The sequence below is a fragment of the Kitasatospora sp. NPDC023118 genome (assembly GCF_055560875.1).
This window is the reverse complement of the sequence record NZ_JBVHHW010000020.1, coordinates 12,749-31,740: the sequence shown is the minus strand read 5'-3', so window position 1 is coordinate 31,740 and position 18,992 is coordinate 12,749. Positions and strand designations below refer to the sequence as shown.

The 18,992-nt window shown below is 72.6% G+C and carries 17 protein-coding genes; 9 read left to right on the top strand and 8 right to left on the bottom strand.

The genetic code is table 11. The features are described from left to right. Positions 1-52: 52 nt before the first annotated feature. On the bottom strand, positions 53-2,659 hold the full coding sequence (locus ACZ3UD_RS25090; protein WP_465592058.1) for a glycoside hydrolase family 31 protein: 2,607 nt from the start codon (positions 2,657-2,659) through the stop codon (positions 53-55). A 281-nt stretch (positions 2,660-2,940) separates the two neighbouring features. On the opposite strand from ACZ3UD_RS25090, the gene ACZ3UD_RS25085 reads away from it, so the two are divergent. The 3 genes from ACZ3UD_RS25085 to ACZ3UD_RS25075 are packed head-to-tail and all read left to right on the top strand — an operon-like array spanning position 2,941 to position 5,980. Continuing rightward, a complete protein-coding gene (locus ACZ3UD_RS25085; protein WP_465591813.1) occupies positions 2,941-4,200 on the top strand; it encodes an extracellular solute-binding protein in 1,260 nt (419 codons plus the stop codon). A gap of 32 nt (positions 4,201-4,232) precedes the next feature. Continuing rightward, positions 4,233-5,138, top strand: a complete 906-nt coding sequence (locus ACZ3UD_RS25080; RefSeq protein ID WP_465591810.1) for a carbohydrate ABC transporter permease — start codon at positions 4,233-4,235, stop codon at positions 5,136-5,138. A gap of 20 nt (positions 5,139-5,158) precedes the next feature. Further along, positions 5,159-5,980: a carbohydrate ABC transporter permease gene (locus tag ACZ3UD_RS25075; protein WP_465591806.1), complete on the top strand. Its 822-nt coding sequence runs from the start codon at positions 5,159-5,161 to the stop codon at positions 5,978-5,980. Between the two features lie 64 nt (positions 5,981-6,044). On the opposite strand, the gene ACZ3UD_RS25070 is transcribed toward ACZ3UD_RS25075, so the two are convergent. After that, positions 6,045-6,203, bottom strand: coding sequence for a hypothetical protein (locus ACZ3UD_RS25070; protein WP_465591803.1), 159 nt, complete (start codon positions 6,201-6,203; stop codon positions 6,045-6,047). Positions 6,204-6,337: 134 nt separating this feature from the next. Between ACZ3UD_RS25070 and ACZ3UD_RS25065 the strand changes: the two genes are divergently transcribed. Beyond that, positions 6,338-6,715 (top strand): 2-dehydropantoate 2-reductase N-terminal domain-containing protein, encoded by a 378-nt coding sequence (locus tag ACZ3UD_RS25065; RefSeq protein ID WP_465591800.1) that lies wholly within the window; start codon positions 6,338-6,340, stop codon positions 6,713-6,715. A 54-nt stretch (positions 6,716-6,769) separates the two neighbouring features. Here ACZ3UD_RS25065 and ACZ3UD_RS25060 read toward each other — a convergent pair whose 3' ends face one another. Next, positions 6,770-8,317: a long-chain-fatty-acid--CoA ligase gene (locus tag ACZ3UD_RS25060; RefSeq protein ID WP_465591797.1), complete on the bottom strand. Its 1,548-nt coding sequence runs from the start codon at positions 8,315-8,317 to the stop codon at positions 6,770-6,772. 190 nt (positions 8,318-8,507) lie between these two features. Next, entirely contained in the window at positions 8,508-9,641 is a 1,134-nt protein-coding gene (locus ACZ3UD_RS25055; RefSeq protein ID WP_465591795.1) for an FAD-dependent oxidoreductase, read from the bottom strand. Between the two features lie 165 nt (positions 9,642-9,806). Between ACZ3UD_RS25055 and ACZ3UD_RS25050 the strand changes: the two genes are divergently transcribed. Continuing rightward, positions 9,807-10,337: a GNAT family N-acetyltransferase gene (locus ACZ3UD_RS25050; protein WP_465591792.1), complete on the top strand. Its 531-nt coding sequence runs from the start codon at positions 9,807-9,809 to the stop codon at positions 10,335-10,337. A gap of 155 nt (positions 10,338-10,492) precedes the next feature. Here the strand turns inward: ACZ3UD_RS25050 and ACZ3UD_RS25045 are convergent, their stop codons facing one another. Then, entirely contained in the window at positions 10,493-11,221 is a 729-nt protein-coding gene (locus tag ACZ3UD_RS25045; protein WP_465591789.1) for a dienelactone hydrolase family protein, read from the bottom strand. Positions 11,222-11,504: 283 nt separating this feature from the next. Here ACZ3UD_RS25045 and ACZ3UD_RS25040 point away from each other — a divergent pair, with 283 nt between their 5' ends. After that, entirely contained in the window at positions 11,505-12,443 is a 939-nt protein-coding gene (locus ACZ3UD_RS25040) for a hypothetical protein (RefSeq protein WP_465591786.1), read from the top strand. Positions 12,444-12,559: 116 nt separating this feature from the next. On the opposite strand, the gene ACZ3UD_RS25035 is transcribed toward ACZ3UD_RS25040, so the two are convergent. Continuing rightward, positions 12,560-13,201 carry a TetR/AcrR family transcriptional regulator gene (locus ACZ3UD_RS25035; protein WP_465591783.1) on the bottom strand — a complete coding sequence of 214 codons (642 nt, stop codon included), beginning with the start codon at positions 13,199-13,201 and terminating at the stop codon, positions 12,560-12,562. Positions 13,202-13,309: 108 nt separating this feature from the next. On the opposite strand from ACZ3UD_RS25035, the gene ACZ3UD_RS25030 reads away from it, so the two are divergent. The 3 genes from ACZ3UD_RS25030 (at position 13,310) to ACZ3UD_RS25020 (ending at position 15,506) form a co-directional block, all read left to right on the top strand. Beyond that, entirely contained in the window at positions 13,310-14,350 is a 1,041-nt protein-coding gene (locus ACZ3UD_RS25030) for a zinc-binding dehydrogenase (RefSeq protein WP_465591780.1), read from the top strand. A gap of 222 nt (positions 14,351-14,572) precedes the next feature. Further along, the gene (locus tag ACZ3UD_RS25025) at positions 14,573-15,037 is read left to right on the top strand and encodes a hypothetical protein (RefSeq protein ID WP_465591777.1); all 465 of its coding nucleotides are present in this window, start codon (positions 14,573-14,575) and stop codon (positions 15,035-15,037) included. A 43-nt stretch (positions 15,038-15,080) separates the two neighbouring features. After that, complete coding sequence (locus tag ACZ3UD_RS25020) at positions 15,081-15,506, top strand: DUF6343 family protein (protein WP_465591775.1); 426 nt, start codon at positions 15,081-15,083, stop codon at positions 15,504-15,506. A 110-nt stretch (positions 15,507-15,616) separates the two neighbouring features. Here ACZ3UD_RS25020 and ACZ3UD_RS25015 read toward each other — a convergent pair whose 3' ends face one another. Further along, entirely contained in the window at positions 15,617-15,865 is a 249-nt protein-coding gene (locus tag ACZ3UD_RS25015) for a hypothetical protein (RefSeq protein WP_465591771.1), read from the bottom strand. A gap of 860 nt (positions 15,866-16,725) precedes the next feature. After that, complete coding sequence (locus ACZ3UD_RS25010) at positions 16,726-18,984, bottom strand: SpoIIE family protein phosphatase (protein WP_465591768.1); 2,259 nt, start codon at positions 18,982-18,984, stop codon at positions 16,726-16,728. Positions 18,985-18,992: the final 8 nt, after the last annotated feature.

Genomic DNA, 18,992 nt, shown 5'->3' with positions numbered 1-18,992 from the left:
AGCGAACGGGGACGGGGGCACCGGCCCCCGTCCCCGTGTGACGTGGGCGGGGTCAGCCGGCGATGGGGCCGGCGCCGGCCAGCTGCAGCGAGAAGGCGCTGCCGGTGGACTGCTGCGGCGTCTTCACGTGCACCACACTGGTGGCCGCGTCGTACCACCAGCCGGAGCCGGCCGTGTCCAGCTCCGCCTGGGAGTCGAAGCCGTCCAGCGCCCGGTGGTCGAGCAGCACCGCGCCGGGCCCGGCGCCGGTGTGCACGGTGAACTCGTAGGCGCGGGCGGCCGGTTTGCCGGTGTAGTCGCCGACGCTCGGCCCGACCTCGACGGTGGTCATGCCGTGGCCCCGACCCACCGAACGGACCGTGACGTCCTGGGTGGCGGACGCGCCCTGCTCATGGCCGCGGGTGGTGCCGTCGTCCTCGTACAGGGTGTAGGAGGACGAGCCCTGGGCGTAGATGTCGTAGTCGAGCCGGGTGGTGTCGCGGGTCTGCCAGGAGAGCGTGCCCTGGGGCCACATCGGCACGACGGCACCGGCCCGGACGAACAGGGGCAGGGTGTCCAGCGGCGCCTGGTAGCCGTTGAGCGTGGTCGGCCCCTGGTAGGTCTTGCCCGTCCAGTAGTCCACCCAGGTGCCCTCGGGCAGGTAGATGCCGTTGCGGGTGGCGGAGTCGTCGTAGACCGGGGCGACCAGGAAGTCCTTGCCGCTCAGGAACTCGTACTTGGCCGCGTCACCCCAGGTGTTGGGGTCGTCCGGGTACTCCAGGACCAGCGGCCGCACCGCGCCGACGCCGCTCTGGTGGGCCTGGGCGGCGAGCGTGTACAGGTAGGGCAGCAGCCGCTCCTTCAGCTGCAGGTAGCGCCGGTTGATCGAGGTGTACGGTTCGCCGGCGCGCCAGGGCTGCTTGTCGGTGGCGGCCCAGCCGTCCATGGTCATGATGGTCGGGATGAAGGTCTTCCACTCCAGGTCCCGGGTCTCCACCTTGGGGTCGCTGCCGAAGATGCCGCCCACGTCCCCGGTGTCGTAGGCGATGCCGGACATGGTGGCCCCGGCGTAGGTGGGGATCTGCCAGCGGACGTAGTCGTACGTGCCCTTCTGGTCGCCGCTCCACAGCACGCCGCAGCGCTGGGCGCCGGCCCAGGAGACCGGCAGCCAGACGAAGCCGCGGGCGTCGCTGTTCTGCCGGATGCCGTCGTACGCCTTCTGGCAGCCGTCGAGGGCGAACTTGTAGCCGGGACCGACCCAGGCGACGTCCAGCTTGCGCACCCGGACCCCGGCCTTGACCTCCTCGTTCTGGTTGGGCAGGCCGGTCGAGGTCCACAGGCCCAGCTGGGCGTGCTGGTCGCGCAGCCCCTGGCCGGTCTGCTGGAGGTTCTCGTAGCCGCAGCCGTAGCCGTCGTTGACCAGCATCCAGCCCAGCGGGTCCTGGTTGGCGGTGTAGCCGTCGGCGACCTTGAGGGCGTCCAGGGTGTGCCGCTCGCCGCGGTTGGCGTTGTGCAGGTAGCAGTCGGAGTCGCCCGGTTCCAGGCCGTAGACCGGCGGCATGAAGGGCTTGCCGACCAGGTCGGTGTAGGCGCTGATGACCTTCTTCAAGTCCGGGCCGTAGAAGTAGTAGCCGTCGAAGCGGCGTTCGCGCTCGGCGGTGGTGACCGGGTCGCCGAAGGTGTAGGTGCCGGGGGCGTAGGTGTGCCGGAAGACGCCGTAGCCGGCCGAGGAGAGGTAGAAGGGCTGGGAGTTGTTGAAGCCGCCCTCGTTCCAGTTGTAGTCGTTGGCGGCGTGGACGGTCCGGCCGCGGTGCGAGAACGAGCCGTTCTGCTCGCCGGCGCCGTAGAACTGCTCCTGCGGTCCGCGGGCCAGGGTCTGGGCCGTCGCGTCCTGGGTCCAGGTCAGGCCGCGGGTCTCCTGCCAGACGGGCTTGCTGTCGTCCTCGGCGTACAGCGCGAAGCGCAGCGGGTGCTTGTAGGCGCGCAGCGTCAGGTGCTCGGAGCTGATCGCCCAGTAGTCGCCCTCGTCGCTCTGCCGGACGGTCTTCAGTACGGGCGGGGCTGTCGCGATCATCTCCCCAACGGGCGGGGCGGTGAAGGTGCCGTCCGGGGCGAACTGCAGGCGGAAGGTGTCCTCGGTGGTGAAGTCGACCCGGGCCTTGGCGGCGCCGGCCTGGATCAGGTAGCCGTCGCCGTCGCGGGCGATGCCGGTGGCGTCGCCGACCGTAGTGGGCTGGGTCAGCAGGGCGGTGGCCGTGTAGGAGGAGTTGGTGACGCTGTAGGGCACGACCAGGACCTGGTAGGTCCCGGAGGCGTCGGGGATCACGGCGGTGGCGGGGTCGGCGCCCGAGGAGTCCTCGGCGACCTTCCGGCCGGCGCTGTCGTAGACGTAGAGGTCGAACTCCATGGCCGGGTCGGGCCAACTGATGGAGACCGGGACGCCGCCGTCGGGGTTGTCCTTCCAGTACCCGGCGGGGACGTCGACGGTGAGGTTGAAGCGGTCGCAGACCTTGCCCTGCGGGTCCGCGGCGGCGCTCGGGCAGTGCTTGGGATCGGGCACCGAGCCGCTCGGATAGGTCGGGGACTGCCAGGTGACGGTCCGGTGGGCGGTCGAGAGCGCGCCGCTCGGGGGTGTCGCGGCGTGGACGACGGGGGCGGTGCCGAGCAGGCCGCACAGCATGGCGACCACGGCGACCAGGATGCTTCGGGGGCGTGGTGGGCGTAAGCGCCTGACGATGAGCATGGGCATGCCACCATTCGAGGAGGGTCAGGGCGGTGTGCGGCGCAGGACCCTACCAGTTCACTTCTGCTCACTCAATGGTTAAGCATGCGCATTGCTGGGCAAAGAGCTGTCCGAACATGCTTGGTACTGAAGTGAATTACACAGCTTCACACAGCACGAAGGTTCCCCGACACCGGGGCCGGCCGGCGCCGACCCCCTTCCGCAAAGGCGGCAGTGAGATGAAGCGCCCCCTCCTCGCCCTGTGCGCCGTCACCGTGGCCGCCGCGCTCGCCGTCTCGGCGTGCAGCAAGGGCTCCGGTTCCGGCTCCACCTCGGCCGACGGCGCCACCGTGATCAGGTTCGTCGCGGCCGACTACGGTTCCAACGGCCAGAACCCCACCCAGGCGTACTGGCAGGCCGTCATCTCCGCCTTCGAACAGCACAATCCCGGGATCAAGGTCCAACTCCAGGTGATCAACTGGAACGACCTCGACACCCAGGTCAAGACCATGGTCCAGAACGGCAATCAGCCGGACATCCTGCAGACCGGCGGCTACGCCGACTACGCCAAGAACGGCATGCTCTACCCCGCGGGCGACGTCCTCTCCCCTGCCACCGCGGCCGACCTCGTCCCCGCCCTCGCCAAGGCCGGCGTCCAGGACGGCACCCAGTACGGCGTCCCCTTCGTCTCCAGCGCCCGGATGTTCCTGATCAACAACGCCCTGTTCCGCAAGGCCGGCCTCGACCCCGCCCACCCGCCGAAGACCTGGGCCGACGTCACCACCGCCGCGACCGCCCTCAAGAAGGCCGGGGTGGACGTGCCGCTCGGCATACCGCTGGGCAAGGAGGAGGCCCAGGGCGAGTCCTTCATCTGGATGCTCGGCAACCACGGCGGCTACCAGGACGCGAACGGCAAGTACACCATCGACTCCCCCGCCAACATCGCCACCTTCACCCAGCTCAAGTCCTGGGTCGACGCCGGCCTAACCGAGCAGAGCCCCGCCTCGGTCAACCGCACCGACCTCACCAAGGACTTCGCCTCCGGCAAGGTCGGCATGCTCAACGGCTTCCCCGGCCAACTCGCGGACGTCAGGAACATGGACGTCACCTGGGCTCCGATGCCCGGCAAGGACGGCCCCTCCCCCGCCACCCTGGGCGTCGCGGACTGGGTCATGGCGTTCAAGAAGGGCGGCCACAAGGACCAGATCAAGGCCTTCCTCGACTTCGCCTACGGCAAGGACAACACGGTGAAGTTCACCAAGGAGTACAACCTGCTGCCGGTGACGAACTCCGCGCTGACCGCCCTGCGGTCCGACCCCGAGGAGGCCGCGCTCCAGCCCTTCCTCAACATCCTGCCCACGGCCGCCTTCTACCCGCTCAGCGACCCGACCTGGCCCGGCGTCTCCGCCCAGGTCAAGACCCAGATCGGCGCCGCCGTCACCGACCCGGGAAAGGCGCTGAGCGCCCTCCAGCAGGCCGCCGCCCAGGCCGGACAGTGACGACGATCAGCCGGCACCAGGACGTCGACACCGTGCCGATTCCCCCCGCCTCCGCCCGGCGCCGGTCGCTGCTGCGCCGGCTGGGTCCGCTGCCCTGGATCGGACCGGCCGTCCTGCTGATCCTCGCCGTGGTGGTCTGGCCGGTCGTCGAGATGGTCCGCACCTCGCTGCGGCGCGTCGACACGACCGGCACCGACCACGGCACGGCCGGTCTGCTCAAGTACCGCAAGCTGTTCGCCGACCCCCGCCTGCCCGACGTGCTCGGCTGGACGGTGGTGTGGACCGTCACCGTGGTCGGTCTGACCATGCTGATCTCGCTGGCGCTGGCCCAGCTGTTCAACCAGAACTTCCCCGGCCGCCGGCTCACCCGCTGGGCGCTGATCGCGCCCTGGGCCGCCTCGGTGCTGATGACGGCGATCGGCTTCCGCTGGATGCTCGACCAGGTCGCCGGGGTGTTCAACCGCCTGCTGCTGGACCTCGGCCTGATCGACCGCCCGCAGGCCTGGCTCGGCGACGCCGCGCACGCCAAACCCTGGCTGGTGCTCGTCGCCGTCTTCGTCTCGCTGCCGTTCACCACCTACACCCTGCTGGCCGGACTGCAGGCCGTGCCCGCCGAGGTGTACGAGGCGGCCCGGGTCGACGGCGCGTCGCGCGCGCAGACCTACCGGCGGATCACCCTGCCGCTGCTGCGCCCGGCGTTCCTGGTCGCCCTGGTGGTCAACCTGATCAACGTCTTCAACTCCTTCCCGGTCATCTGGGGCATGACCCAGGGCGGCCCCAACACCGACACCGCCACCACCACCGTGTTCATGTACACGCTGCGGAGCTACGACGTGGCGGAGTCGGCGGCGATGTCGGTGGTCAACTTCGCCGTCGTGATCGTCATGGTGCTGCTGTTCCTCAGGGTCAGCCGCTGGAACCAGGAGAGCAGCCGATGAACCGCCCGGGAACGCGGCCGATGAAACGGCCCGCCGCACGCACCGTCCTGCTCACCGCCACGGCCTGGGCGCTGGCCGCGCTCTTCCTGCTGCCCTACCTGGAGATGGTGGTCACCGCCGGACGCCCCGCCGATGAACTGCGCGACAGCGGCTACCTGCCCCGGCACCTCGACTGGTCCTCGTTCACCAAGGTGTGGTCCGACACCACGCTCGCCCAGAACCTCCAGATCACCCTGGTGGTGGCGCTCGGCTCCACCCTCCTGGTGCTGGCGGTCGCGCTGCCCGCCGCGTACCACACCGCCCGGGTCGACTTCCGCGGCCGCAGGGCCTTCCTGCTACTGGTCCTGGTCACCCAGATGTTCCAGCCCACCGCGCTCCAGGTCGGGCTGTACCGCGAGTTCTTCACGCTCGACCTGCTGGACACCGTCCTGGTGCTGGTCCTCGCCAACGCCGCGTTCAACCTCGCCTTCGCGGTGTGGATCCTCAGCGCCTACATCGCCGCGATCCCGGTCGAGTTGGAGGAGGCCGCGCAGATCGACGGGAACGGACGGCTCGGCGCCCTGTTCCGCGTCACCCTGCCGCTCGCGATGCCGGGCGTGGTGACGGCGGTGATCTTCACCTTCATCGCGGCCTGGAACGAGTTCGTCATGGGCCTCACCCTGACCACCTCCACCGACCGCCAGCCCCTCACCGTCGGCATCAACAACATGATCGGCGCCTACAGCGTCCAGTGGAACTACGTCTTCGCCGCCTCCGTCGTGGCGATCGTGCCGGTGATCGTCCTCTTCGCCGCGATCGAACGCCATGTCGTCTCGGGCCTCACGGCGGGATCGGTCAAGTAGGGGCCCCGCCCACAGTGATCACCATGTCGTCCACCGGCCCGACCGACCCGGCCGAGCCGACTCGTCAGGGCGTCCGGGAGTCCGTGGTGAGCGCCGTCAACAGCGGTTCCAGGAAACGCTGTTCGAGTCGGCCCGGAGGCAACTGGTCGGGTTCGACGTAGCTCTGGGCCAGGCCGCCCTCGCGGATCGCGATCAGCAGGCGGGCGAGTTCGTCGGCGTCCACGGTGAGGGTGCGGCCGGCCAGCTTCGATTCGAGCCACCTGGCCGGCTGGTTCCAGGCGCAGCCGCTGTTCGAGCAGATCAGCGCCAGCGACCCCGACCTGGTCGACTGACCGGGTCAGCACTGGGACGCCACGGATGAACCAGGAACCGCGGATCGCGGTCTTCGGAGCCGGCAGCATCGGCTGCCACCTCGGGGGCATGCTGGCCGCCGTCGCCGAGGCCATCCTGATCGGCCGGCCGGCCGCGATGGCGGCCGTCGAACGGGACGGGCTGACGCCGACCGGCCCCGGCGACGCCCGCCGCCGGGTACGGGAGCCGGCCACGGCCACCGACGCGGCCGGCGCCGAGGGGGCCGACTACGTGCTGGTGACCGTCAAGTCCGCCGTGACCTCGTCGCCGGGCTTGCCGCCGGCCAGCCCGATGGGGTCTCCCCGTCCGGGGACACCGACAACGTCTGCGCGCCTTCGCGCCGCGCACGGCCGAGACATTTTCGATCATGTCCGGGCAATCTAAATCACATGGGCAAGCCCCTTCAGAAGGCACACCGCACGAGCACGAGACGGCCCGTCACTTGAGTTCGCGCTTGAGGATCTTGCCGGTGGCCGTCATCGGCAGCCGCTCGACGATCTCCACGATGCGCGGGTACTTGTGACCGGCCATCTGCTCCCGGCCCCAGGCGATCAGTTCCTCGGGGGTGGCCTCGGCGCCGGGCTCCAGGATGACGAAGGCCTTGACCTCCTCGCCGTAACGGTCCTGGGGCACGCCGACGACGGCGGCCAGACTGATCGCGGGGTGGGTCATCAGCACCTCCTCGATCTCGCGTGGGTACACGTTGAAGCCGCCCCGGATGATCATGTCCTTGACCCGGTCGACGATGTAGTAGAAGCCGTCCTCGTCCCTCCGGGCCAGGTCACCGGTACGGAACCAGCCGTCCCTGATCGCCTCGGCGGTGGCCTCGGGCCGGTTGTAGTAGCCCTTCATCACGCCGTGGCCCTTGACCGCGAGTTCACCGACCGCGCCCGTGCCGGTGACCTCCGACCAGTCCGCGTTGATCAGCTTGACCGCCACGCCCCAGACCGGGACGCCGACCGAGCCGGGGCGCGGCTCGCGGTCCGGATCGGAGAAGGTCACCACCGGTGAGGTCTCGGAGAGGCCGTAGCCCTCCAGGATCCGGACGTGGAGCCGCTCCTTGACCCGGCTGATGATCTCCACCGGCAGCGGAGCGCCTCCGGAGACCCCGATCCGCAGGTTGCGGGCGATCCGGTCCACGTCGACGGCACCGGTGAGGGCGCGCAGCAGGCCCCACCACATGGTCGGGACACCGGCGAAGAAGGTGATCTCCTCGGTGCTCATCAGCCGCACGACCTGCTCCGCGTCGAAGCGCGGCATCAGATGGAGGGTGGCCGCCGTCGAGAAGCCGGTGTGCATCTGGATGGTGGCGCCGAAGGTGTGGAACAGCGGCAGGCACAGGACGTGGCTGTCGGTGGCCGGTGTGCTCCGGAACATCCGGTTGCACGCCATCACGTTCATCATCGTGTTGGCGTGGGAGAGTTCGGCGCCCTTGGGCTGGCCGGTGGTGCCCGAGGTGTAGAGGATGACGGCGGTGTCGGTCGCCTCGGTGGCGACCGGGTCGAAGACCGGGGGCTTCCCGGCGAGCGCCGCGCCCAGGGTCTCCGCGTCCCTGATCGGCGAGGGCGCGGCCGGATCGACGGTGATCAGGAAGAAGTCCTCGCAGGTGTCGACCTCGTTCCACGCCTTCCAGCCCTCTTCGCCGATGGCCAGGCCCGGCGTCCCCTCGTAGCAGAAGTAGGCCTCCACCTCGGCGTCGCGCAGGTGGTAGGCCACCTCCCGGGACTTGAGCAGGATGTTGAGCGGGACGACCACCGCGCCGGCCTTGAGGATGCCGTAGTAGACGATCGGGAACTGCGGCACGTTCGGACAGCTCAGCGCCACCCGGTCACCGGGCCGGATCCCGCGCTCCACCAGCAGGTTGGCGACCTGGTTCGCGGCCGCTTCGACCTCGGCGTAGGTGAGCCGCGTCGAACCGAGGACCAGGGCGTCGCGGTTCGGGTACGTGCGGGCGGAATCCTCAAGCAGGACCGACAGGTTCAGCATGGTGCCTTCCGAAGGTGTGGATCCGGGCCGGGCCGCGGGGGTGGCTCTCCTGCGGCCCGGCCCGGGGCGGGCGGGGGTCACACGTCGATGGACTCGCGTCATCATCGCCGCCGGGGTGGATCACGACCAGTAGTGGGCCGAAGATCGCACCCGCACGATCTTCGCCGCGGCTGCCGTGCCTTCGGGTCCGCTAGCGCGTCGGCGTGAAGTCCGGGAGTCGCTCCAGGCTCTCGGCGACGGCGGCGAAGCCGTAGTCGAGCATCCGCCGCTCGTACTCCTCGACGGCGGAGGGGAGTTCGGCCTCGCCCCGCTGGACGGCGGTGAGCGAGCGGGTGAGCAGCGCGGCGTCGCGCAGGGCCGTGTTGGCGCCCTGGCCGCCGCTCGGCGGCATCGGGTGGATCGCGTCCCCGAGCAGGGTGACCCGGCGGGTGCCGCCCCAGTACGGTACGGGCTTGGCGTAACGGACCGTCAGGGGCGAGCTGTTGACGACATCGGCGCCGCGTACCAGGTCGACGAGGTCGGGGTGCCAGCCGTCCAGCAGGGTGAGCAGTTGACCGCGAACGGCCTCCCAGCCCTCCGGCTCGGCCGGGACGGGGCCGGGGAGCATCACCACCCAGCGCAAGTAGCTCTCGGTGTCGGGGAGTCGGACGTCGGGCGCGAGCTCGGCGGCCGCGCGCTGCGGCGGCCGGCGGAACTCCATCCGGCCGAGCAGCAGGCTCACGCCGGGGCCGTGCACGACGGTGCCGAAGCCCGGCACCAGCGCGGCGAACCGCTCGGTGAGCGGGGTGCGCCCGAGGACGGCGTTGCCGGGGACGGTGACCACCTCGGCCGCGGGCAGCAGCCGGCGGCGCACCGCCGAGCCCACGCCGTCCGCGCCCACCAGCAGGTCGCCGACGGCGCTGCCGCCGTCGCCGAGGTGCGCCTCGACCGTGCCGTCCGCCCGTTCCTCGTAACCGACCACGGGCTTGCCGAACTCGACGCGGTCGCCGAGCCCGGCCAGCAGCAGCTGGCGCAGCACGTGCCGGTCAGTGGCGACCCCCTGGTCCACCGCCCCGAGCCTGCGGAGCTCCCGGAGCCGCTGGTCGAGCACCAGCCGCTCCCCCGCCATCGGCCCGGTGACGGCCTCCAGCAGCGTGTGCAGCCGCTCCGGCAGGCAGGCACGCAGAGCGGCCAGGCCGTGTCCGTTCAGGGCGATCCGGAAGCCCTGGTAGCGGCTGTGCGGGTCGTCCTCCCGTTCGAGGACGCGTACGTCGACGCCGGCCCCCAGCAGCCCGTGCGCGAGGCAGAGCCCGCCGATCCCGGCCCCGGCCACCAATACCCTCATCCTTGCTCTCCCCCTGCTCGGTAGGCGTCCAGTCTTTCGCACCCGCCTGGCCCCGGGTCAGTGATCTTTGTGGCCGGAACCACGTGACAACTGTCACCCCCGTCACCGCGAGCGGCCACAGGCCCGGCCCGACGGCAAGGCCCCCGCCTGTGCGAAAGTCGGATCATGTACTACGCGATACGCCGGATGACCACTGCGGAGCACCGGGAACTGCGCTCGATCAAGCTGGAGGCGCTGCTCGACTCGCCGACGGCCTTCGGCTCCTCCTACGACGACACCCTCGCTCTTCCCGACGATGCCTGGCAGCAGCAGGCCTCCGTCGAGGCCACCGCCGCGGAGTGCGCCACGTTCGTCGCCGTCGACAAGGCCGGGGACTGGGTCGGGATCGCCGGAGTCGGGCCGCTCCCGGACGTCCCCGACCACGTCCACATCCACTCGGTCTACGTCTCCCCCGAGTACCGCGGCCCCGCCGGCCCGGCCGCCGAGCTGATGCGCGAGTGCATCCGCCACGCCCGGGAGCACACCGACGTCCGCTGGTTGACGCTGGGCGTGCACGAGGACAACCGGCGGGCGCTGGCCTTCTACCGCAGGCTCGGCTTCACGGACACCGGCAAGACCGTCCCCTACCGCCTCAACCCCTCGGAGCGGCTGTTCATCCTGGGCTACCCGGACTTCCGGGCCCCGGGCCAGGCCTGACGCACGGTGGCGTGCTTGGGTTCGGTACACCGCTTGTCCATCGCCGTCCCCCGTCAACGAGTGCCGGGGCAGCGTAGCGCGCGCACGTGCCCGTGCCCGTGCCCATGGAGCGGAGCAGCTCGTTCCACCGCCGCTCCGCTCCGCGGGTCCCCGGCCTACAGGTGACGCGCCAGCGCCTCGTGCACCCGCCGCCAGGCGTCGGCCGTCGCGTCGGCGTCGTGGTCCTCCGGACGGTCGGCCGCGAAGCCGTGCCGGGCGCCCGGGTACGTGACCAGCTCGTGCTCGACCTTCGCCCCGGTCAGCCGCCGCTCGGCCTCCTGCCACTCCTCCTGCGGGAGGATGTGGTCCAGCTCGCCGCAGAAGCCCAGCAGGTACACGCCGTTGGCGGCGATCCGCTCGGCCGTCTCCAGCGGTGGCACCGGACCGACCAGCGGGAAGCCGGAGTTGAGCAGCCAGCCCGGGTAGAACACCGCGGCCAGCTCGAAGCGCAGCTCGGTGGCCGCGCGCACGGCGATGTGCCCGCCCATGCTCGTCCCGAGGAACGCCACCCCGTGCCCGTCGGCCATGCCCCGGGCCGCGGCCAGCGCCTCGGCGGCGTCGGCGACCAGTTCGTCGCGGTCCAGGGCACGCATCAGCACCAGGCCCGCCGCGCGCTCCTCGGCGCTGTACCCGAGCTCGGTGCGGCGGGCGCTGCGCCAGTAGAAGTCCGGCGCCACCACCACGTAGCCGCGGCCTGCCAACTCGGCGCAGACGCCCCGGAGGTACGCGTTGACCCCGTACAGCTCCGAGCAGACCACCACCGCGCCGCGCACCTCGCCCGCCGGGCGGTGCACATACGCCTCGATCCCGCCGGGCGTGCCCAGCTCCTGCCACTGACCCCTCATCGAAACCCCCGTCGATCGGCCGGAACGTGCCGCCGCGCATCATAGCGCCATCCGTCGGGCAGGCCCGACTCCGGCGGGCGGAGCACCCCCGACCCACGGGGCCCTTGGCTCCCCGGCTCCCCGGCTCCCCGAGCCCCCTGACAAGGACTTGGTATGACCACGGCAAAGGCTTCCCTCCGCCGTGTCCGGCATCTGGACCGAGCGGCGGCCGAGCTGATGAGGTGTCGGCGCTCAAACAACGCACGGACAAACCTCCCACACCCTCACACTCGGGAGCAGACGCATGCGCAAGCCGTTCAAGGCCGTCGCCCACACCCTCACCGCGCTGGCCCTGGCCGCTTTCGGCACCACCACGATGGCCACCGGAGCCTCGGCGCAACCCACCCCGGCCCCAGCCCACTTCGGGCTCAAGCCGCTTCACCCCGGCACCGCCCAGCGGTCGGCCGCGACCACCAGCAACACCCTGTCGGTGCGCTCCAGCGCCACCCAGGGCGTGGTGTCCCCCACCCCGAAGGTGTACCTGGTCTTCTGGGGCTCGCAGTGGTCATCCGACCCGGCCGGGGTCGCCCCGGACATGCAGAACATGTTCAAGGGCCTCTACGGCAGCCAGGACACCTGGGGCACCATCCTCAACCAGTACTGCGAGGGCGTCGCCAAGGGCACCACCACCTGCGGCACCAAGGGCGTCCACGTCCAGCACCCGGCCTCCTCCCCGCTGGCCGGCGTCTGGTTCGACAACTCCGCCGCCGCGCCCGCCAGCGCGACCGCCACCCAGATCGCCGCCGAGGCCGGCAAGGCCGCCGCCCACTTCGGCAACACCACCCAGGCGCCCAACCTCAACGCCCAGTACGTGGTCGTCTCCGCCACCGGCACCCACCCGGACGGCTTCCCCAACTCCGGCTTCTGCGCCTGGCACGACAAGACCAGCAGCTCCTACGGCACCCTGGCCTACACCAACCTGCCGTACATCCCCGACAACGGCGCCGGCGCTTGCACCACCTTCACCGACGGCCGCCTGCTCTCCGGCATCGAGTCCACCGAGACCCACGAGTACGCCGAGACCGTCACCGACTTCTGGCCCAGCATCGGCTGGAACGGCGGCGGCGGCGAGATCGGCGACGAGTGCGAGAACCTCGACGCCTACGTCACCCTGAGCACCGGCACCTTCGACCTCCAGGGCCTGTGGTCCAACAGCGCCAACAAGTGCGTCACGCACGGCTGATCGGGTTGAGCTGAAGCGCGGGTCCGAGCGGATCGGGCCCGCGCTTCCGTCGTCCCCGGGGCTGAGCGGCGGCGTGGACGGCGGCGGGGGGGGAGACGTGATCGCACCCGGCCCGCTCATTCGGCCTTGAGGTGCGCCAGCGCGGTGATGATCCGGCCCGCGATGTCCGGCGGCCACGGGAAGGCGACCGTCACGGCCCGCTGGTGCGCCAGCCCGTGCAGGCCCAGCCACAGTGCGACGGCGTCCGCGGGCACGTCGGAGCTGACGGCCCGGCCGGCGGTGACGCAGTCGTCCAGCGCCTCGGAGATCAGGCCCAGACACGCGTCGCCGAGGGTTTCCATGTCGTCGGCCGTCACGGAGGTGCCCTGCAGTGCGGGCATCCAGAGGCCGCCGAACATGGTGCGGTAGCGCTCGGGATGGTCCTGGGCGAATCCCAGGTAGGCGTGGCAGAGGGCGAACAGGCGCCGCCGGGGGTCCTCGCCGGCGGCGTCCACGGCGGCGCGCAGCTGCGCCTCCAGTTGCTCGAACGCCTGCTTCACCACGGCCAGCATGATGGCCGGCTGATCCGGGAAGTGGCGGTAGATCGAGGGAGCGGCGATCCCGACGCGGCGGGCGACGGACCGCAGCGTGATGGCACCTTCGTTGCCGGTCTCGTCCAGCAGTTCGACCGCTGCGGTCACGATCTCCTCGCGCAGCCTGGCGCCTTCCCCGCGACGGTTGCGGGGGCGGGTCGGTGTCGTGGTCGGCTCGTCGTCCATGACGTGAACTTACACCCGAGAACTTACGGGTACAAGGCTCTTGCGCGCCATAGAGTTACAGCTGTAACTTTACGATCGTAACCGCAGCCGCCCGAAACGGAGTACGTCATGAACGGCACCGCCGTCACCCACGCCACCGAGGTCGTCCTGCCGGGCGCCGTCGACGTGAGCGGCCTGCAGCTCCGCACCCGCGAGCTCCCGCTCCCCGCCGCGGGCCAGGTCGTGCTGCGGATGGACGCGACCGGCGTGTCCTTCGCCGAGCAGCAGATGCGCCGCGGCAAGTACTACGACCAGCCGCCCTTCCCCTTCGTGCCCGGGTACGACGTGGTCGGCACGGTGGTCACCGTCGGCCCGGGGGTGGACGCCGCGCTGATCGGGCGCCGCTTCGCCGCCGTCACCAAGACCGGTGCGTGGGCCAGCCTCCTGCTGCTCGACGCCGCGGACCTGGTGGCCGTGCCCGACGACGTGGCGGCGGCCGCCGCCGAGACCCTCCTGGTCAACGGGGTCACGGCCTGGCAGATGCTGCACCGGATCGCCGCGGTGGCAGAGGGCGGGACGATCGTGGTGCTCGGCGCCAACGGCGGCGTCGGGTCCACGCTCGTGCAGCTGGCCCGGCACGCCGGGATCACGGTGATCGGCACGGCCTCGACCCGGCACCACGAGACGGTGCGCGAGCTCGGCGCGACCCCGGTCGACTACCGCGACCCGGACGCGTACCGGCAGATCCGGGAGCTCGCGCCGCACGGCGTGGACGCGGTGTTCGACCACGTCGGCGGCGCCGGGCTGAAGGAGTCGTGGCGACTCCTGCGCCGCCGCGGGGTGCTGGTGTCCTACGGCACCGCCGCCACGAAGGACGAGGAGGGCAACTCACGGCTCCCGGTGCTGAAGCTGTTCGCCTGGCTGACGCTGTGGAACATCCTGCCCAACGGCAGGGCCGCGCACTTCTACAACTTCTGGGCGGGCAAGCGCCGCCGCCCGGACGCCTTCCGCACCCGACTGCGCGAGGACCTCACCCAGGTGCTGACGCTGCTGGCCGACGGCGTGCTCACCGCACAGGTCGCCGCCGAGTTCCCGCTGAGCGACGCCGCCGCGGCGCTCGCGCTGGCCGAATCCCGCACCGTCGCGGGCAAGGTCGTCATCGTCCCGTAGCCGCGCAGCGGCCCCCGACCGCACCCGTCCCACCGTGGGGGCCCTTCGCATGTCCGACGCGCGTCACTCGACTCCGTGGCGTCCCTGCCGGAGCTGCTGTCCCGACTCCGGCGGTGACGGGCCTCTGCCGCCCACGGCGCGCGGCACGGCTGAGGATGCGGCGGCCGGTGCACCGTGCGTACCTGGTCTTCGAACGGGTTGGAGCGATCGGCGGAGGAACCGATGGGCTTGCCGCTTTTCGCCGGTCATGTGCTGGTTCGCCTCGACGACGGCGCGCGCGAGGTCGCGGACGCCGTGCTCGACCTGCTCGAAGCCGTCTTCCCGACCCACACCGGACGCGGGCTCACCCGGATCGGCAACGTGTGGGACGTACCGCCCACCCTCACCTCGGAGGGCACCTGGACGGTGGCCGAGTCGCGGCCCGACGGCGCCTCGGCGATCCCCGTGCCGGGCCCTGCGGTGAGCGCCTCGCAGGCCTTCGACGTGCACAGCTTCACGCCAGTGGAGGGCCGGACCGTGCTGCCGGGCGAGATCACCGCGGAGCTGCTCGGCACCCCCGCGGACGTCGAGGCGATGCTGCGCACGATCGCCGGCCTCTGCTCGGCGCGCGAGGAGGGCCGGGAACGGCAGGGGCCGCAGCTGACGGTGCGGCTGCGGCTCGGGCATGCCGTCGCCGAACCCGGGTAGGCGCGCGGACGACAGGAACCGGATCGACCTTCGGGAGCCGCTCATGGCCGTCCAACGCAGACCGGGTATCCGGCACGGCACTCCGCGCCGGGCCGGCGAGGCGCACGACTTCCCGCACGCCCCGAGCGGCCCCGGCCGGACGACGCCGCAGCTGCGGCCCCAGGAAGGGGTGCGCCGGGGCACGGAGCCGGTGACCGCCCGCACCGATCTGGAGCTGCGGCGGCTGTTGTCGCGGATCTTCCTGGTGTTGTTCGCCTGCGGGACGGTGGCGTTCGCGGTGCTGGCCGCGGTGGCCGCGCCGGGCCCGGCACCGAACCGGGGCGTGTTCGCGGTCCTCGCCGCCGTGTGCGCGGCCTTCGTCGGGATCAGCGGGCTCGACCTCCTGGTGATCCGGCGCCGGCTGGCCGCCGGGCAGGGGCGCGGCCGGGTCAGGCCCGGAGCGCGGCGAGCCGACGGCGGGCCGGGCTGACGGCGGGCCGGGTTGAGGGAGCGGTCCCGGTGTGAGGCGTCCCGCCAGGGGTCGTCCTTGCGGAGCCGGTCGACGGTGGCCTGGGTCCGGCGCCGCGGGGTTCGGCGGCGTCAGGCCGGTTCCTCTTCCTCCGAGGGGCCCCGCCAGCCGGGTGCTTCCCGATCCTCCAGCTGCCGGCGCAGCCGGGACAGGGTGGCGGCGAGCATCCCCACCATCGCCGGGGAGATGAACCGGACCAGGGGCATGTCGAGTTCGATGATCGTGGCGCGCACGTAGCTGTAGGCGTGGGTCTCGCGGGCCAGGCCGCCCAGTCGCTGGAAGAGTGCGTCGCTGAGCTCGCGCGCCGCCGCCTTGCCCATCAACCCGCAGCTCCGCGGCGCTGGGGCGGGGCGGGGCGGGAGGTCGGACAGCGGGCGGGGCGGTGCGACCGCCTCCCGGTCGGCGAGGCGGACTCTGCTGGGGGGGTGGTCACGCGCTTCTCCTGCCCGTGCGGGCGGCACCCGGGGGTGCGGGAGCGGTCGGCCGGTACACCGGCCGCCATGTGGTCATCTACCCGCCGGGGGCCCGCGGACACCGCCGGCCCCTTCCCTCCGGGAGGCGCAGCTCGCACCAGACGGTCTCTCCGGGCCCCAGCGGTCGCCAGCCCCAGCGCAGGGCGAGCCGGTCGAGCAGGTACAGGCCGAGGCCCCCGCCTTCGTCGGGGCCGTGCGGGGGCCTGGGCAGCGGGGGCCTCGGGCTGGAGTCGCTGACCTCGATCCGCACCCGTCCGGGCCCTCTGACCAGCAACAGTGCGGCCGGGTTCCCCGGCGTGGCGGAGGGCGTTGCCGACGAGTTCGGAGACCAGCAGGACGGCGTCGGCGACCACGAAGGGGTCCGGCACCCCGGCCAGGAACTCGGCGGTGAAGGTGCGCGCCTCGGCGGCGACTCCGGCCCGCGCCGGGAGCGGCAGCCACCGTGCCCAGGGCAGGGTCGGGGGTGGTCGTGTGGTGGGGAACCGTGCCCCGGCCATGGTCGTGCGCCTCCCTCGCTCGCCCGGTCTTCATGTTCGCCGTGCGGTCCGTGAGCGGTGCGGTCCGTGAGCGCGGTGCCGTCTGTACCCGGTGCCCGCACAACTGCCGGATCCGGCTGCCGACGGCATCGTCGGGGATCCCTTCCATCCCACTGTCGGCCCTCACCGAGTCGCGCCTACCCGAGCCACCCGGTCCGACACGCCGGGCGGTCACCCGGTCTGGACGGCGATCAGACAGGTGTCGTCGTCGGTGTCGGCGGGGCTGAGTTCCAGCAGCCGGTCGAGGTAGCCCTCCAGGTCCGGGCCGGGGGCGCCGGCGTCGCGGATCAGCTGGTCGACGGACTCCTCGACCGGGCGGTCCCGGCGCTCGACCAGGCCGTCGGTGTACAGCAGTAGGACGTCCTCGGGGGCCAGCCGGGCGGTGCGTTCCTCGTACTGGGCGTCGTCCAGGGCGCCGAGCAGCACGCCGTGCGGCAGCGGCAGCACCTCGGCGCCGTCCGGGCCGAGCCGGATCGGCGGCAGGTGCCCGGCCCGGGCCCAGCGCAGCGCGCCGCCGACCGGGTCCAGCAGGACGCAGACGGCGGTGGCGGTGACCTGGCCGGGCTCGCGAAGGGCCACGGTGTTCGCCCACTCCAGCAGCTGGGCCGGGCCCGCCCCGGTGACGGCGAGGCCGCGCAGGGCGTGCCGCAGCGCCACCATTCCGGTGGCCGCGCCGACGCCGTGGCCGGCCACGTCGCCGACGGCCAGCAGCACCCGTTTGTCGGGAAGCGGCAGCACGTCGTACCAGTCGCCGCCGACCCGGTCGCGCTGGGCGGCCGGGCGGTAGCGCACGGCCGCGTGCAGGCCGGTGACGCCCAGCGGCGGCGGCGCGGCGGGCAGGATGGCCTGTTGCAGCCGCAGCGCCAGCCGGGCGCGCTCGGCCGACTCCTGCTCGCTGTCGGCCAGGCGGGCCCGGGTGGCGCCGAGCGCGACCTCGGTCCAGTGCTGGGCGGAGACGTCGTGGTAGGCGCCGCGGATCGCGGTGAGCCGGCCCGCGCTGTCGAGGACCGGTTCCGCGATCACCCGGGTGTGCCGGAGGGTGCCGTCCGGGCGGGCCAGCCGGAAGACCGCGGAGGAGGCCCGGTGCCCGTGCCGGACGGTGCTCACCAGGCGCCGTACGGCGGGGACGTCGTCCTGGTGGGCGTGCCCGACGAGCCCGGCCAGCGGCACGGGCGGGGTGCCGGGCGGCAGGCCGAACAGCTCGTACAGGCCGGCGCTCCACAGGATCCGGCCGCTCTGCGGGAACTCCTCGAAACCGGCGACCCTGGCCAGCCGCTGGGCGTGGCCGAGGAGAGCCGTCTGTTCGGCCTCGTCCGCCCGCTCGGACTCCAGCCGCCACCCGAGCAGCAGCCGGTCGCCCAGCGGGGCGGCGGCGAGCAGGACGGTGACGGGCAGGGCGCGTTCGCCCTCGCGGAAGACCAGCCGCATGCGTTCGGCGGGCAGTGGCGCGCCGGTCCGGTGCACCCGCGCCAGCCGTTCGAGCAGACCGCCACCGGCCGCGGTCGGGTAGCTCTCCAGCAGCGAGCTGCCCTCCAACGCCTCCGGGGGGCGGCCGAGCGGGTCCTCGAAGCGCGCGGCCGCCCGGACCACCGTGAAGTCGACCACCTGCCCGTCCCGCAGCACCGGCTCCAGCAGGAGCACGGGGGTGAGCAGCCCGTCCAGGAGATCGGCGGCGGCCTCGGGTGCGGCCGGGGCCGGCGGGGTGCCCAGCAGGGTCGCGCAGAGGTCTGCGAGGGCGTACAGCTGGCGGCGCTGAGAGGGACCGAGCGGGGCGGCGGGGGCGGCTTGCAGGACCTCCAGCGCGCCGCGCCGACGCCCGCCGTCGAGCAGCGGGAGGACGGCCCGGGCCGATCCGGCGCCGATCGACGGCGCCTCCGCACCGGGGTCGCCCGGCCACAGGTCCGCACCACCCGCGACGACCCGCTGGGCCGGGGTCGGGACTCCCGGCGGAACCCTGCTCCACGCGGCCGCGTCGTCCGCGGGCAGGCCGGCGTGCGCGGCCAGGGCCAGGGCGCCCCCGGGCAGCCGTTGCCACACGGCCACGGACCGGACGCCGAGCACCTCCCCCGTCTGCTCCAGGACGGCGTCGACGGCCTGCTGCAGGTCGGGAAGGGCGGCCAGGGCGGGTGTCACGGCGGGCCCGGAGTACGGGGCCCCGGCGAGCGGCTGGACGGTGTCGTCGGGGAGGGCAACGAGGTCGGCGGCCAGGGCCACCACCGGTACGCCCGCGTCCCGGGCGAGTCGGCCGAGGCGGGCGGCGGCCTCGGCGGGGAGCACCCCCAGGCGTTCGGCGAGGATGCCGGTGGCAAGGTCGACGGTGGAGCGCGTCCGGGCCTCCGCCCGCATCCGCTCGGCGTCCCGCTGGAGTCGGCGGACGGTCGCCGCGAGGGCCCGGGCGGTGCCGTCCGACGGCTCGTCCGCGCCGGTCATGAGGGGTC